Below are 15,007 nucleotides of genomic sequence, written 5' to 3'. Positions count from 1 at the left end.
TAGACTTCCTGCGAAACAATATATGGTATAATAGTTCTATGGATTATGAAGCAAGTGAACAACTAACTGATGCACGATTTAAGCTCCTGGTTGGTGTTCAGTGCACGACTTTTGAAGAGATGTTAGCTGTATTAAAAAGAGATTATCAAGGTAAACACGCAAAAGGGGGACGAAAACTCAAATTAAGCCTAGAAGACCTTCTTATGGCCACTCTTCAATATGTGCGAGAATACCGCACTTATGAAGAAATTGCGGCTGATCTTGGTATCCACGAAAGCAACTTAACCCATCGGAGTCAATGGGTTGAAGTAACTCTTGTTCAAAGTGGTTTTACGATTTCAAGAACTCCTCTCAGTTCTGAGGACACGGTAATGATTGATGCGACGGAAGTAAAAATCCATCGCCTTAAAAAACAATTAGCGAATGATTCTGGTAAAAAGAAATGCCACGCTATGAAGGCTCAGGCGATTGTCACAAGCCAAGGGAGAATTGTTTCTTTGGAGATCACTGTGAACTATTGTCATGATATGAAGTTGTTCAAAATGAGTCGCAGAAATATCGGACAAGCTGGTAAAATCTTGGCTGACAGTGCTTATCAAGGACTCATGAAGATATATCCTCAAGCACAAACTCCGAGGAAATCAAGTAAACTTAAGCCATTAACTCTTGAAGACAAAGCCTGTAACCATGCACTATCTAAGGAGAGCAGCAAGGTTGAGAATATTTTTGCCACAGTAAAAACGTTTAAAATGTTTTCAACAACCTATCGAAATCATCGTAAACGCTTCGGATTACGAATGAATTCGATTGCTGGCATTATCAATCATGAACTAGGATTCTAGTTTTGCAGGAAGTCTAGTAGTAAAATAAACTAAAAATCTGTTGCATAATAATGATAAAAACGATATAATGAAAGCGTCTTCGATATTGATGATATAAAATCATTAAAAATTAGCAAAAATCGTTTAATTAGTTAGTTTATAATCTATTGGTCTTCTTCAGTCCAGTGTATCTGCTAAGACCGTTCTTAAAAGTTATCGCTATGATTGGAATACCTACTATAGGTATAGTATGAATTACCACAGATATGGATATATTGTCATTCCGGAATGGTCTTCTTATTATAGCTATTCTGAGTATAAAGTTGGCGGAGGCTGGAACTACGATCGTTATGAGGTAGTAAACCATTACAAAGGAGGCTATTGATCCTTAAAGAGTGAGAAAAAGGAGGACTGGATATGTTACAGCTTACTCATGTGACCTTAAAAACGCGACAAGTCATCTTGCAAGATGCGGATTTCACCTTTAATAAAGGCAGGGTTTATGGTGTTCTCGCTATCAATGGCTCTGGAAAGACGACCCTGTTCCGCGCCATTAGCAACTTAATCCCCATAAGTAGTGGAAATATCGCAGTCTCTCCTTCTTTATTTTATTATGAGAGTGTTGAATGGCTGGATGGAAACTTAAGTGGGATGGACTATCTTCGCCTTATAAAAAGCATCTGGAAGTCAGACCTGAACTTGAGGGATGAAATCGCCTACTGGGAAATGTCTGACTATATCAGCCTTCCCATTCGCAAGTATTCCCTAGGCATGAAGCAACGCTTGGTGATTGCCATGTATTTCCTCAGTCAGGCCAAATGCTGGCTTATGGATGAAATTACAAATGGCTTAGATGAGTATTATCGACAGAAGTTTTTTGATAGGCTGGCACAAATCGATAGACAAGAGCAGCTGGTTCTTTTAAGTTCCCACTATAAGGAAGAGTTGGTTGATGTCTGCGATAGAGTAGTAACCATTCATCAGGGGCAGATAGAAGAGGTTTAGTTTATGAAAGATGTTAGTCTATTTTTATTGAAAAAAGTTTTCAAAAGTCGTTTAAACTGGATTATCTTACTTTTATTTGCATCTGTACTCGGTGTTACCTTTTATTTAAATAGTCAGACTGCAAACTCACACAGCTTGGAGAGCGAGTTGGAAACCAGTGTTGTAAAATATGAGAGAATCATCAATGAAAATGAAGTGAAGCTTTCCCAAATGTCTGACACCAGCTCGGAGGAATACCAGAGTGTTAAAAGTAATTTAGACTTGCAAAAAAATTTTTTAACGCAAAAGAAAGAAATTTTGAATTTACTAAAAGAAGGACGATGGAAAGAAGCCTATTATTTGCAGTGGCAAGATGAAGAGAAGAATTATGAAGTTATGTCAAATGAACCGACTGCTAGCTCTGACTTTAAAATGGCGGTTGACCGCCAACGAAAGATTTACCAAGCCCTGTATCCCTTGAACATAAAAGCACATACTTTGGAGTTTCCGACCCACGGGATTGACCAGATTGTCTGGATTTTAGAGGCTATCATCCCAAGCTTGTTTGTGGTTGCTATTATTTTTATGCTAACGCAACTATTTGCAGAAAGATATCAAAATCATCTGGACACAGCTCACTTATATCCTTTTTCAAAAGTGACATTTGCTTTATCCTCTCTTGGAGTTGGAGTGGGCTATGTAACTGTGCTGTTTATCGGAATCTGTGGATTTTCTTTTCTAGCGGGAAGTCTGATAAGTGGTTTTGGACAGTTAGATTATCCCTACCCAATTTATAGCTTAGCGAATCAAGAGGTAACTATTGGAAAGATACAAGATGTGTTATTTCCTGGCTTGTTCTTAGCTTTCTTAGCCTTTATCGTCATTGTGGAAGTCGTGTATTTGATTGCTTACTTTTTCAAGCAAAAAATGCCTGTCCTTTTTCTTTCACTCATTGGGATTGTTGGCTTATTGTTTGGCATCCAAACCATTCAGCCTCTTCAAAGGATTGCACATCTGATTCCCTTTACTTACTTGCGTTCAGTGGAGATTTTATCTGGAAGATTACCTAAGCAGATTGATAATGTCAATCTAAATTGGAGCATGGGGCTAGTTTTACTTCCTTACTTGATTATCCTTTTGTTAGTGGGGATTTTATTTATCGAAAGATGGGGAAATTCACGTAAAAGGGAAGTTTTTAATAGATTCTAGCTTTCCTATAGGTAGGGAAAATAAGTAAAAACTAACATAGAGAGGGAATCAACTTGATTCTCTCTTTTTGATTCGAAAACCAAACCAAAATACAAACACAAACTTTTCAAAAAATAACTTTTTATCTTGACAAGAGCTAGAAAACTTGGTATCATATAAAAGTTGAGAAAAGCAGAAGTGAGAGCTTCTCGCCTTGTGACATTAAGTTGCCTGGCCCTACGGATGAAAAGTTTCGAAGAAACGCTATCATAACGTGCGGGCTTGTATATTTACGAGTCCGCTATTGTTTTTCTCTAATAAAACAAAAGAGGTGAAAACCATAGCAAAGCAAGACTTATTCATCAATGATGAGATTCGTGTACGTGAAGTTCGCTTGATTGGTCTTGAGGGAGAACAGCTAGGCATCAAGCCACTCAGTGAAGCGCAAGCTTTGGCTGATAACGCTAATGTTGACCTAGTATTGATTCAACCCCAAGCCAAACCGCCTGTTGCAAAAATTATGGACTACGGTAAGTTCAAATTTGAGTACCAGAAGAAGCAAAAAGAACAACGTAAAAAACAAAGCGTTGTTACTGTGAAAGAAGTTCGTCTAAGTCCAACAATTGACAAGGGTGACTTTGATACAAAACTTCGTAATGCACGTAAGTTCCTTGAAAAAGGAAATAAAGTTAAGGTATCTATTCGCTTTAAGGGTCGTATGATTACCCATAAAGAGATTGGTGCAAAAGTTTTAGCCGAGTTTGCTGAAGCAACTCAAGATATTGCCATCATCGAACAACGTGCTAAAATGGATGGACGTCAAATGTTCATGCAATTGGCGCCAGCGACTGACAAAAAATAATTGTCAGAAAGTTAAATAAAGGAGAAAAAATCATGCCAAAACAAAAAACACACCGCGCATCAGCTAAACGTTTCAAACGTACAGGTTCTGGTGGACTTAAACGTTTCCGTGCTTACACTTCTCACCGTTTCCACGGAAAAACTAAGAAACAACGTCGTCATCTTCGTAAAGCATCTATGGTGCATTCAGGAGATTACAAACGTATCAAAGCAATGCTTACTCGCTTGAAATAATAGCTTGACTGTAAGTAAATAATTCTAGGAAATATTTGGAGGAAATAAAACATGGCACGTGTTAAAGGTGGCGTTGTATCACGCAAACGTCGTAAACGTATTCTTAAATTAGCAAAAGGTTACTATGGAGCTAAACACATCTTGTTCCGTACTGCAAAAGAACAAGTAATGAACTCTTACTACTATGCATACCGTGATCGTCGTCAGAAAAAACGTGACTTCCGCAAATTGTGGATCACTCGTATCAACGCGGCAGCTCGTATGAACGGACTTTCATACTCACAATTGATGCATGGTTTGAAATTGGCTGAGATCGAAGTTAACCGTAAAATGCTTGCTGACTTGGCTGTTAACGATGCAGTAGCTTTCACAGCTCTTGCAGATGCAGCTAAAGCAAAACTTGGTAAATAACAACTGATGAGACTGGAACAGGATTGTCCAGTCTTTTTAAAAATAAAGGAGAAAGATATGGCTTCAAAAATGCTACACACTTGCTTACGAGTAGAAAATCTTGAAAAATCAATCGCATTTTATCAAGATGCTTTTGGTTTTAAAGAATTGCGTCGCAGAGATTTTCCAGACCATGCCTTCACGATTGTCTATCTAGGTCTTGAGGGTGATGACTATGAGTTGGAGTTGACTTATAACTACGATCACGGTCCGTATGTGGTTGGTGATGGGTTTGCCCATATCGCCCTCAGTACACCTGATCTTGAGGCACTTCATCAAGAGCACAGTGCAAAAGGCTATGAAGTGACTGAGCCAAATGGTCTACCAGGAACTACACCAAACTATTACTTTGTCAAAGACCCTGATGGATACAAGGTCGAAGTCATTCGTGAAAAATAATTTCGTGCAAGTTAAGTAGAATATTCGTTTTCTACTTGACTTTTTTTAGCTGAAAGAGTATACTAATAAAAATTCAACCTTTAAGGGGAGTCCAGAGAGACTCACAAGGTGTCAGATAAAAGAATAGTGCAATTTTCTAGAGGAGACTTTTTGAATGTGCTCTCTTGTGTTGTACGATTTTAACTGAGGCCTTGCACTAGCAAGGTCTTTTCTTTATCTGGTCCCCTTAAAATTTAAGGAGGAAAAGTTATGAATCCCACATGTAAGAAGCGTTTGGGTGTCATTCGGTTGGAAACCATGAAGGTGGTTGCACAAGAGGAAATCGCGCCAGCAATCTTTGAATTAGTCCTAGAAGGAGAAATGGTTGAAGCCATGCGAGCAGGCCAATTTCTTCATCTGCGTGTACCGGACGATGCCCATCTCTTACGTCGTCCTATTTCAATTTCGTCTATTGACAAGGTAAACAAGCAGTGTCATCTCATTTACCGAATTGAGGGAGCTGGGACAGCTATTTTCTCAACCCTAAGTCAGGGAGATACTCTTGATGTGATGGGGCCTCAGGGAAATGGTTTTGACTTGTCTGACCTTGATGAGCAGAGCCAGGTTCTCCTTGTTGGTGGGGGGATTGGTGTTCCGCCCTTGCTTGAGCTTGCTAAGGGATTGCATGCGCGTGGTGTGAAAGTAGTGACTGTCCTTGGCTTTGCTAATAAGGATGCTGTTATTTTGAAAACGGAATTGGCTCAGTATGGTCAGGTCTTTGTAACGACAGATGATGGTTCTTATGGCATCAAGGGAAATGTTTCCGTTGTTATCAATGATTTAGATAGTCAGTTTGATGCTGTTTACTCGTGTGGGGCTCCAGGAATGATGAAGTATATCAATCAAACCTTTGATGATCACCCAAGAGCCTATTTATCTCTGGAATCTCGTATGGCTTGTGGGATGGGAGCTTGCTATGCCTGTGTTCTAAAAGTACCAGAAAGCGAGACGGTCAGCCAACGCGTCTGTGAAGATGGTCCTGTTTTCCGCACAGGAACAGTTGTATTATAAGGAGAAAATTATGACTAGAAATCGATTACAAGTGTCTCTACCTGGTTTGGATTTGAAAAATCCGATTATTCCAGCATCAGGCTGTTTTGGTTTTGGACAAGAGTATGCCAAGTACTATGATTTAGACCTTTTAGGTTCTATTATGATCAAGGCGACAACCCTTGAATCCCGTTTTGGCAATCCAACTCCAAGAGTGGCAGAGACGCCTGCTGGTATGCTCAATGCAATTGGCTTGCAAAATCCTGGTTTAGAGGTTGTTTTGGCTGAAAAGCTACCTTGGCTGGAAAGAGAATATCCAAATCTTCCTATTATTGCCAATGTAGCTGGTTTTTCAAAACAAGAGTATGCAGCTGTTTCTCATGGGATTTCCAAGGCAACTAATGTAAAAGCTATCGAGCTCAATATTTCTTGTCCCAATGTTGACCACTGTAATCATGGACTTTTGATTGGTCAAGATCCAGATTTGGCTTATGATGTGGTGAAAGCAGCTGTGGAAGCCTCAGAAGTGCCAGTTTATGTCAAATTAACCCCGAGTGTGACCGATATCGTTACTGTCGCAAAAGCTGCAGAAGATGCGGGAGCAAGTGGCTTGACCATGATCAATACTCTGGTTGGAATGCGCTTTGACCTCAAAACCAGAAAACCAATCTTGGCCAATGGAACAGGTGGAATGTCAGGTCCAGCAGTCTTTCCAGTAGCCCTCAAACTCATCCGCCAAGTAGCCCAAACAACAGACCTGCCTATCATTGGAATGGGGGGAGTGGATTCGGCTGAAGCTGCCCTAGAAATGTATCTGGCTGGGGCATCTGCTATCGGAGTTGGAACAGCTAACTTTACCAATCCTTATGCCTGCCCTGACATCATCGAAAATTTACCAAAAGTCATGGATAAATACGGTATTAGCAGTCTGGAAGAACTCCGTCAGGAAGTAAAAGAGTCTCTGAGGTAACCTGCAATCAATCTGTTCTTGATTTTTTATTAGTTTGTAATATGAATTTAGGAGAATTTTGGTACAATAAAATAAATAAGAACAGAGGAAGAAGGTTAATGAAGAAAGTAAGATTTATTTTTTTAGCTCTGCTATTTTTCTTAGCTAGTCCAGAGGGTGCAATGGCTAGTGATGGTACTTGGCAAGGAAAACAGTATCTGAAAGAAGATGGCAGTCAAGCAGCGAATGAGTGGGTTTTTGATACTCATTATCAATCTTGGTTCTATATAAAAGCAGATGCCAACTATGCTGAAAATGAATGGCTAAAGCAAGGTGACGACTATTTTTACCTCAAATCTGGTGGCTATATGGCCAAATCAGAATGGGTAGAAGACAAGGGAGCCTTTTATTATCTTGACCAAGATGGAAAGATGAAAAGAAATGCTTGGGTAGGAACTTCCTATGTTGGTGCAACAGGTGCCAAAGTAATAGAAGACTGGGTCTATGATTCTCAATACGATGCTTGGTTTTATATCAAAGCAGATGGACAGCACGCAGAGAAAGAATGGCTCCAAATTAAAGGGAAGGACTATTATTTTAAATCTGGTGGTTATTTACTGACAAGTCAGTGGATTGACCAGGCTTATGTGAATGCCACTGGTGCCAAAGTACAGCAAGGTTGGCTTTTTGACAGACAATACCAATCTTGGTTTTACATCAAAGAAAATGGAAACCATGCTGATAAAGAATGGATTTTCGAGAATGGTCACTATTATTATCTAAAATCCGGTGGCTACATGGCAGTCAATGAATGGATTTGGGATAAGGAATCTTGGTTTTATCTCAAATCTGATGGGAAAATAGCTGAAAAAGAATGGGTCTACGATTCTCATAGTCAAGCTTGGTACTACTTCAAATCCGGTGGCTACATGGCGAAAAATGAGACAGTAGATGGTTATCAGCTTGGAAGCGATGGTAAATGGCGTGGAGAAAAAGCTACAAATGAAAATGCTGCTTATTATCAAGTAGTACCAGTCACAGCAAATATCTATAATGCAGATGGTGAAAAGCTCTCCTATATATCGCAAGCTAGTGTTGTTTGGCTAGATAAGGATAGAAAAAGTGATGACAAGCGCCTGGCTATTACTATTTCTGGTTTGTCAGGCTATATGAAAACAGAAGATTTACAAGCGCTAGATGCCAGTAAGGACTTTATCCCTTATTATGAGAGTGATGGCCACCGTTTTTATCACTATGTGGCTCAGAATGCTAGTATCCCAGTAGCTTCTCATCTTTCTGATATGGAAGTAGGCAAGAAATATTATTCGGCAGATGGCCTGCATTTTGATGGTTTTAAGCTTGAGAATCCCTTCCTTTTCAAAGATTTAACAGAGGCTACCAACTACAGTGCTGAAGAATTGGATAAGGTATTTAGTTTGCTAAACATTAACAATAGCCTTTTGGAGAACAAGGGCGCTACTTTTAAGGAAGCCGAAGAACATTACCATATCAATGCCCTTTATCTCCTTGCCCATAGTGCCCTAGAAAGTGACTGGGGAAGAAGTAAAATTGCCAAAGATAAGAATAATTTCTTTGGCATTACAGCCTATGATACGACCCCTTACCTTTCTGCTAAGACATTTGATGATGTGGATAAGGGAATTTTAGGTGCAAGCAAGTGGATTAAGGAAAATTATATCGATAGGGGAAGAACTTTCCTTGGAAACAAGGCGTCTGGTATGAATGTAGAATATGCCTCAGACCCTTATTGGGGTGAAAAAATTGCTAGTGTGATGATGAAAATCAATGAGAAACTAGGTGGCAAAGATTAGTCCTATAATTGGATATGATTTGAGTGAATAGTATGTTAAAAATCCTGATTTTAAGTAAAATCAGGATTTTTTCATGGATGCGATTTTTTCTGGGTCTGGTGTGACACGGAGGGTCTTTTGTCCTGTGTAGGTGACAAAGCCGGGTTTTCCACCAGTTGGTTTGTTGAGTTTCTTGATTTCAATCATATCTACCTGCACCAGATTTGACAGGCGACCTTGAGAGAAGTAGGCAGCTAGTTCTGCTGCTTCTGTCTTGACTTCATCAGATGGGTCAAGATTGCCTGAGATGACAACGTGGCTTCCAGGAATGTCCTTGGCATGGAACCAAAGTTCCTCTTTGCGGGCCATTTTAAAGGTTAGCTCCTCGTTTTGTAGGTTGTTTCGGCCGACATAGATGATAGTTTTGCCATCGCTTGCTAGATATTGTTCTGGTTTTTTGCGTTTCTGGATTTTCTCCCGCTGTCTTCTGCGGATAAAGCCAGTTTGAATCAATTCTTCACGGATTTCAGCGATTTCTTCCAGCCCAGCTTGGTTGAGGACGGTTTCTACACTTTCCAGATAGAGAATAGTGGCCTTGGTTTCCTCAATCAGATCAGTCAAGTATTTGACAGCTTCTTTGAGTTTCTGATACCGTTTAAAATAGCGTTGGGCATTTTGGTTGGGAGTCAAGGCCTTATCAAGCGCAATCGTGATAGGTTGGTTGGTGTAGTAGTTGTCTAGGATAACCTGGTCTTGGTCGTTAGGCACTTGGTGGAGGAAGGTTGTCAGCAATTCTCCTTTTTGACGAAATTCTTCAGCGTTGTCTGTCGCCAGTAACTCTTTTTCCTGCTTTTTCAGCTTATGTCGGTTTTTCTGAAGTTCATTTTCAACACGACGAATGAGTTCACTGGCTTGCTGTTTGACGCGGTCGCGTTCTGCCTTGTCCTTATAGTAGGTGTCCAGCAAATCAGAAAGACTGGTAAAAGGCTCTCCTACTTGATTTTTAAAAGGAACTGGACTGAAGGATGTCTCAGTCAAGCATGGCTGGGTTTCTTGATGGAAAAAGGTACGGAAAGTAGACAGTTTATCACTAACCAGAATCCTTTCCAATTCATTTGCCGTATCGCGTCCCAGACCTTGAAAGAGGCTTTGAAGATTTTTAGCTGTCGTTTCCTGTGTTTGCAGGATTTCAAAGAGTTTCTCGTCCTTGATTGTAAAAGGATTGAGAGATTCCGTACTTGGCGGAGCGATGTAGGTCGACCCAGGAAGCAAGGTACGGTAGCTATTTTGTGAAAAGCCAACATGTTTGATGACTTCGAGGATTTTGTGGCTACTTTTATCAACCAGTAGAATATTGCTGTGTTTCCCCATGATTTCGATAATTAAGGTAGCCTGAATATGGTCCCCAATCTCGTTTTTATTGGAAACTGTCATTTCCACAATACGGTCATTTTCCACCTGCTCAATCGACTCAATCAGGGCACCCTGTAAATATTTTCTCAACACCATGATAAAGGTGGAAGGTTGAGCTGGATTTTCAAAAGTCGTTTGGGTCAGCTGAATGCGTCCAAAAACTGGATGGGCAGAAAGGAGCAGGCGATAGCTTTGGCGATTGCTGCGGATTTGCAAGACTAATTCTTGTTCAAAAGGCTGATTGATTTTCTGGATGCGACCATTCACTAATTCGCTTCGCAATTCCTCAACTATGTGGTGTAAAAAAAATCCATCAAATGACATCGTTCTCTCCTTGTGATTGTATTCCATAGTATTATATCAAAAAGGTAGAATAAAATCATGGAAATGTGGTATAATAAAGCCAAGTAAAGAGAAACGAGAAGCACATGTATATTGAAATGGTAGATGAAACTGGTCAAGTTTCAAAAGAAATGTTGCAACAAACCCAAGAAATTTTGGAATTTGCAGCCCAAAAATTAGGAAAAGAAGACAAGGAGATGGCAGTCACTTTTGTGACCAATGAGCGTAGTCATGAACTTAATCTGGAGTACCGTGACACCGACCGTCCGACAGATGTCATCAGCCTTGAGTATAAACCAGAATTGGAAATTGCCTTTGACGAAGAGGATTTGCTTGAAAATCCAGAATTGACAGAGATGATGTCTGAGTTTGATGCCTATATTGGGGAATTGTTCATCTCTATCGATAAGGCTCATGAGCAGGCCGAGGAATACGGCCACAGCTTTGAGCGTGAGATGGGCTTCTTGGCAGTGCACGGCTTTTTACATATCAACGGCTATGATCACTACACTCCGGAAGAAGAAGCGGAGATGTTCGGTTTACAAGAAGAAATTTTGACAGCCTATGGACTCACAAGACAATAAACGAAAATGGAAAAATCGTGACCTGATATCCAGTTTAGAATTTGCTTTGACAGGTATTTTTACTGCTATCAAGGAAGAACGCAATATGCGAAAACACGCAGTGACGGCTCTAGTGGTCATCCTTGCAGGTTTTGTTTTTCAGGTGTCACGAATCGAATGGCTCTTTCTCCTATTGAGCATTTTCTTGGTAGTAGCCTTTGAGATTATCAACTCTGCTATTGAAAATGTGGTGGATTTGGCCAGTCACTATCACTTTTCCATGCTGGCTAAAAATGCCAAGGATATGGCGGCTGGCGCGGTATTAGTGGTTTCTCTTTTCGCAGCCTTAACAGGCGCATTAATTTTTCTCCCACGAATCTGGGATTTATTATTTTAAACAGTAAGAGGAAATTATGACTTTTAAATCAGGTTTTGTAGCCATTTTAGGACGTCCCAATGTTGGGAAGTCAACTTTTTTAAATCATGTCATGGGGCAAAAGATTGCCATCATGAGTGACAAGGCGCAGACAACGCGCAACAAAATTATGGGAATTTACACGACTGATAAAGAGCAAATCGTCTTTATCGATACGCCAGGAATTCACAAGCCTAAAACAGCTCTCGGAGATTTCATGGTTGAGTCTGCCTACAGTACCCTTCGCGAAGTGGATACCGTCCTTTTCATGGTGCCTGCTGATGAAGCGCGTGGTAAGGGAGACGACATGATTATCGAGCGTCTCAAGGCTGCTAAGGTTCCTGTGATTTTGGTGGTGAATAAAATCGATAAGGTTCACCCAGACCAGCTTTTATCTCAGATCGATGATTTCCGTAACCAAATGGACTTTAAGGAAATCGTTCCAATCTCAGCTCTTCAAGGAAATAACGTCTCTCGTCTAGTGGATATTTTGAGTGAAAATCTGGATGAAGGATTCCAATATTTCCCAGCTGACCAAATCACAGACCATCCAGAGCGTTTCTTGGTTTCAGAGATGGTTCGTGAGAAAGTCTTGCACCTAACTCGGGAAGAGATTCCGCATTCTGTCGCAGTAGTAGTGGATTCTATGAAACGAGACGAAGAGACAGACAAGGTTCATATCCGTGCAACCATCATGGTCGAGCGTGATAGCCAAAAAGGGATTATCATCGGTAAAGGTGGCGCTATGCTTAAGAAAATCGGTAGCATGGCCCGTCGTGATATCGAACTCATGCTAGGAGACAAGGTCTTCCTAGAAACCTGGGTCAAGGTCAAGAAAAACTGGCGCGATAAAAAGCTGGATTTAGCTGACTTTGGCTATAATGAAAAAGAATACTAAGTAGAGGTGGGCTCATGCCTGCTTCTTGTTTTTACAGAAGGAGGACGTATGCCTGAATTACCTGAGGTTGAAACCGTTCGTCGTGGCTTGGAAAAATTGATTTTGGGTAAGAAGATTTCGAGTATAGAAATTCGTTATCCCAAGATGATTAAGACGGATTTGGACGAGTTTCAAAGGGAAGTGCCTGGTCAGATTGTTGAGTCAATGGGACGTCGTGGTAAATATTTACTTTTCTGCCTGACAGAAAAGGTTTTGATTTCCCATCTGCGGATGGAGGGCAAGTATTTTTACTATCCAGACCAAGGACCTGAACGCAAGCATGCCCATGTTTTCTTTCAGTTTGAAGATGGTGGCACGCTTGTTTATGAGGATGTTCGCAAGTTTGGAACCATGGAACTCTTGGTGCCTGACCTTTTAGACGCCTACTTTATTTCTAAAAAATTAGGTCCTGAACCAAGCGAACAAGACTTTGATTTACAGGTCTTTCAATCTGCCCTTGCCAAGTCCAAAAAGCCTATCAAATCCCATCTCCTAGACCAGACCTTGGTAGCTGGACTTGGCAATATCTATGTGGATGAGGTTCTCTGGCGAGCTCAGGTTCATCCAGCTAGACCTTCCCAGACTTTGACAGCAGAAGAAGCGACTGCCATTCATGACCAGACCATTGCTGTTTTGGGCCAGGCTGTTGAAAAAGGTGGCTCCACCATTCGGACTTATACCAATGCCTTTGGGGAAGATGGAAGCATGCAGGACTTTCATCAGGTCTATGATAAGACTGGTCAAGAATGTGTACGCTGTGGTACCATCATTGAGAAAATTCAACTAGGCGGACGTGGAACCCACTTTTGTCCAAACTGTCAAAGGAGGGACTGATGGGAAAAATCATCGGAATCACTGGGGGAATTGCCTCAGGTAAGTCAACTGTGACAAATTTTCTAAGACAGCAAGGCTTTCAAGCAGTGGATGCCGACGCAGTCGTCCACCAACTACAGAAACCTGGTGGTCGTCTGTTTGAGGCTCTAGTACAGCACTTTGGGCAAGAAATCATTCTTGAAAACGGAGAACTCAATCGCCCTCTCCTAGCTAGTCTCATCTTTTCAAATCCTGAAGAGCAAAAATGGTCTAATCAAATTCAAGGGGAGATTATCCGTGAGGAACTAGCTACGTTGAGAGAACAGTTGGCTCAGACAGAAGAGATTTTCTTCATGGATATTCCCCTACTTTTTGAGCAGGACTACAGCGATTGGTTTGCTGAGACTTGGTTGGTCTATGTGGACCGAGATGCCCAAGTAGAACGCTTAATGAAAAGGGACCAGTTGTCCAAAGATGAAGCTGAGTCTCGTCTGGCAGCCCAGTGGCCTTTAGAAAAAAAGAAAGATTTGGCCAGCCAGGTTCTTGATAATAATGGCAATCAGAACCAGCTTCTTAATCAAGTGCATATCCTTCTTGAGGGAGGTAGGCAAGATGACAGAGATTAACTGGAAGGATAATCTGCGTATTGCCTGGTTTGGTAATTTTCTGACAGGAGCCAGTATTTCTTTGGTTGTACCTTTTATGCCCATCTTCGTGGAAAATCTAGGTGTAGGGAGTCAGCAAGTCGCTTTTTATGCAGGCTTAGCAATTTCTGTCTCTGCTATTTCCGCGGCGCTCTTTTCTCCTATTTGGGGTATTCTTGCTGACAAATACGGCCGAAAACCCATGATGATTCGGGCAGGTCTTGCTATGACTATCACTATGGGAGGCTTGGCCTTTGTCCCAAATATCTATTGGTTAATCTTTCTTCGTTTACTAAACGGTGTATTTGCAGGTTTTGTTCCTAATGCAACGGCACTGATAGCCAGTCAGGTTCCCAAGGAGAAATCAGGCTCTGCCTTAGGTACTTTGTCTACAGGCGTAGTTGCATGCACTCTAACTGGTCCCTTTATTGGTGGCTTTATCGCAGAATTATTTGGCATTCGTACAGTTTTCTTACTGGTTGGTAGTTTTCTATTTTTAGCTGCTATTTTGACTATTTGCTTTATCAAGGAAGATTTTCAACCAGTAGCCAAGGAAAAGGCTATTCCAACAAAGGAATTATTTACCTCGGTTAAATATCCCTATCTTTTGCTCAATCTCTTTTTAACCAGTTTTGTCATCCAATTTTCAGCTCAATCGATTGGCCCTATTTTGGCTCTTTATGTACGCGACTTAGGGCAGACAGAGAATCTTCTTTTTGTCTCTGGTTTGATTGTGTCCAGTATGGGCTTTTCCAGTATGATGAGTGCAGGAGTCATGGGCAAGCTAGGTGACAAGGTGGGCAATCATCGTCTCTTGGTTGTCGCCCAGTTTTATTCAGTCATCATCTATCTCCTCTGTGCCAATGCCTCTAGCCCCCTTCAACTAGGACTCTATCGTTTCCTCTTTGGATTGGGAACCGGTGCCTTGATTCCCGGGGTTAATGCCCTACTCAGCAAAATGACTCCCAAAGCCGGCATTTCGAGAGTCTTTGCCTTCAATCAGGTATTCTTTTATCTGGGAGGTGTTGTTGGGCCTATGGCAGGTTCTGCAGTAGCAGGTCAATTTGGCTATCATGCAGTCTTTTATGCGACAAGCCTTTAGTTGTCTCTTTAACCTGCTTCAATTTCGAACATTATTAGACTTCCTGCGAAAC

General features: G+C 41.1%; 17 protein-coding genes, 1 pseudogene and 1 other annotated feature. Of the genes and pseudogenes, 17 read left to right on the top strand and 1 reads right to left on the bottom strand.

The genetic code is table 11. The features are described from left to right. Positions 1-38: 38 nt before the first annotated feature. The 11 genes from HT715_RS07265 to HT715_RS07215 all read left to right on the top strand — a co-directional run bounded on the left by HT715_RS07265 (position 39) and on the right by HT715_RS07215 (position 8,747). Positions 39-842 (top strand): IS5 family transposase, encoded by an 804-nt coding sequence (locus HT715_RS07265; RefSeq protein WP_172922876.1) that lies wholly within the window; start codon positions 39-41, stop codon positions 840-842. Between the two features lie 145 nt (positions 843-987). Next, on the top strand, positions 988-1,206 hold the full coding sequence (locus HT715_RS11950) for a hypothetical protein (protein WP_033605204.1): 219 nt from the start codon (positions 988-990) through the stop codon (positions 1,204-1,206). A 32-nt stretch (positions 1,207-1,238) separates the two neighbouring features. After that, a complete protein-coding gene (locus HT715_RS07255; protein WP_023936431.1) occupies positions 1,239-1,826 on the top strand; it encodes an ABC transporter ATP-binding protein in 588 nt (195 codons plus the stop codon). Between the two features lie 3 nt (positions 1,827-1,829). Continuing rightward, on the top strand, positions 1,830-3,014 hold the full coding sequence (locus tag HT715_RS07250; protein ID WP_166731604.1) for a hypothetical protein: 1,185 nt from the start codon (positions 1,830-1,832) through the stop codon (positions 3,012-3,014). A 163-nt stretch (positions 3,015-3,177) separates the two neighbouring features. Further along, positions 3,178-3,309 (top strand) — a sequence feature (ribosomal protein L20 leader region). A gap of 15 nt (positions 3,310-3,324) precedes the next feature. Beyond that, the gene (gene infC / locus HT715_RS07245) at positions 3,325-3,855 is read left to right on the top strand and encodes a translation initiation factor IF-3 (RefSeq protein ID WP_000848180.1); all 531 of its coding nucleotides are present in this window, start codon (positions 3,325-3,327) and stop codon (positions 3,853-3,855) included. Between the two features lie 32 nt (positions 3,856-3,887). Continuing rightward, complete coding sequence (gene rpmI, locus HT715_RS07240; RefSeq protein ID WP_001125943.1) at positions 3,888-4,088, top strand: 50S ribosomal protein L35; 201 nt, start codon at positions 3,888-3,890, stop codon at positions 4,086-4,088. Positions 4,089-4,139: 51 nt separating this feature from the next. Continuing rightward, positions 4,140-4,499, top strand: a complete 360-nt coding sequence (gene rplT / locus HT715_RS07235; RefSeq protein WP_000124836.1) for a 50S ribosomal protein L20 — start codon at positions 4,140-4,142, stop codon at positions 4,497-4,499. Positions 4,500-4,556: 57 nt separating this feature from the next. Then, entirely contained in the window at positions 4,557-4,937 is a 381-nt protein-coding gene (locus HT715_RS07230; RefSeq protein ID WP_000157154.1) for a VOC family protein, read from the top strand. Positions 4,938-5,186: 249 nt separating this feature from the next. Further along, a complete protein-coding gene (locus HT715_RS07225) occupies positions 5,187-5,987 on the top strand; it encodes a dihydroorotate dehydrogenase electron transfer subunit (protein WP_138701364.1) in 801 nt (266 codons plus the stop codon). Between the two features lie 10 nt (positions 5,988-5,997). Next, a complete protein-coding gene (locus tag HT715_RS07220; protein ID WP_138701365.1) occupies positions 5,998-6,936 on the top strand; it encodes a dihydroorotate dehydrogenase in 939 nt (312 codons plus the stop codon). A 41-nt stretch (positions 6,937-6,977) separates the two neighbouring features. Beyond that, on the top strand, positions 6,978-8,747 hold the full coding sequence (locus tag HT715_RS07215; RefSeq protein WP_138701366.1) for a glucosaminidase domain-containing protein: 1,770 nt from the start codon (positions 6,978-6,980) through the stop codon (positions 8,745-8,747). Between the two features lie 60 nt (positions 8,748-8,807). Here HT715_RS07215 and pavA read toward each other — a convergent pair whose 3' ends face one another. Beyond that, entirely contained in the window at positions 8,808-10,463 is a 1,656-nt protein-coding gene (gene pavA, locus HT715_RS07210; RefSeq protein ID WP_138707466.1) for an Rqc2 family fibronectin-binding protein PavA, read from the bottom strand. 104 nt (positions 10,464-10,567) lie between these two features. Between pavA and ybeY the strand changes: the two genes are divergently transcribed. The 6 genes and pseudogenes from ybeY to HT715_RS07180 all read left to right on the top strand — a co-directional run. Next, complete coding sequence (ybeY, locus tag HT715_RS07205) at positions 10,568-11,065, top strand: rRNA maturation RNase YbeY (RefSeq protein ID WP_000275158.1); 498 nt, start codon at positions 10,568-10,570, stop codon at positions 11,063-11,065. After that, positions 11,046-11,441 carry a diacylglycerol kinase gene (locus tag HT715_RS07200; protein WP_000378166.1) on the top strand — a complete coding sequence of 132 codons (396 nt, stop codon included), beginning with the start codon at positions 11,046-11,048 and terminating at the stop codon, positions 11,439-11,441. Before ybeY ends, HT715_RS07200 begins: the two co-directional genes overlap by 20 nt. Positions 11,442-11,457: 16 nt before the next feature. Then, positions 11,458-12,357: a GTPase Era gene (gene era, locus HT715_RS07195; protein ID WP_050208736.1), complete on the top strand. Its 900-nt coding sequence runs from the start codon at positions 11,458-11,460 to the stop codon at positions 12,355-12,357. A gap of 48 nt (positions 12,358-12,405) precedes the next feature. After that, a complete protein-coding gene (mutM, locus tag HT715_RS07190; RefSeq protein ID WP_001114616.1) occupies positions 12,406-13,230 on the top strand; it encodes a DNA-formamidopyrimidine glycosylase in 825 nt (274 codons plus the stop codon). Next, positions 13,230-13,835: a dephospho-CoA kinase gene (gene coaE / locus HT715_RS07185; protein ID WP_000516190.1), complete on the top strand. Its 606-nt coding sequence runs from the start codon at positions 13,230-13,232 to the stop codon at positions 13,833-13,835. The genes mutM and coaE overlap by 1 nt, the downstream gene beginning before the upstream one ends. After that, positions 13,822-15,007: pseudogene (locus HT715_RS07180) on the top strand (multidrug efflux MFS transporter); the annotation flags it as partial. The gene coaE and the pseudogene HT715_RS07180, both read left to right, overlap by 14 nt.

This window comes from Streptococcus sp. 4155 (assembly GCF_013276695.1).
Lineage (GTDB): Bacteria > Bacillota > Bacilli > Lactobacillales > Streptococcaceae > Streptococcus > Streptococcus pseudopneumoniae.
This window is presented reverse-complemented; position numbering and strand designations above follow the sequence as displayed.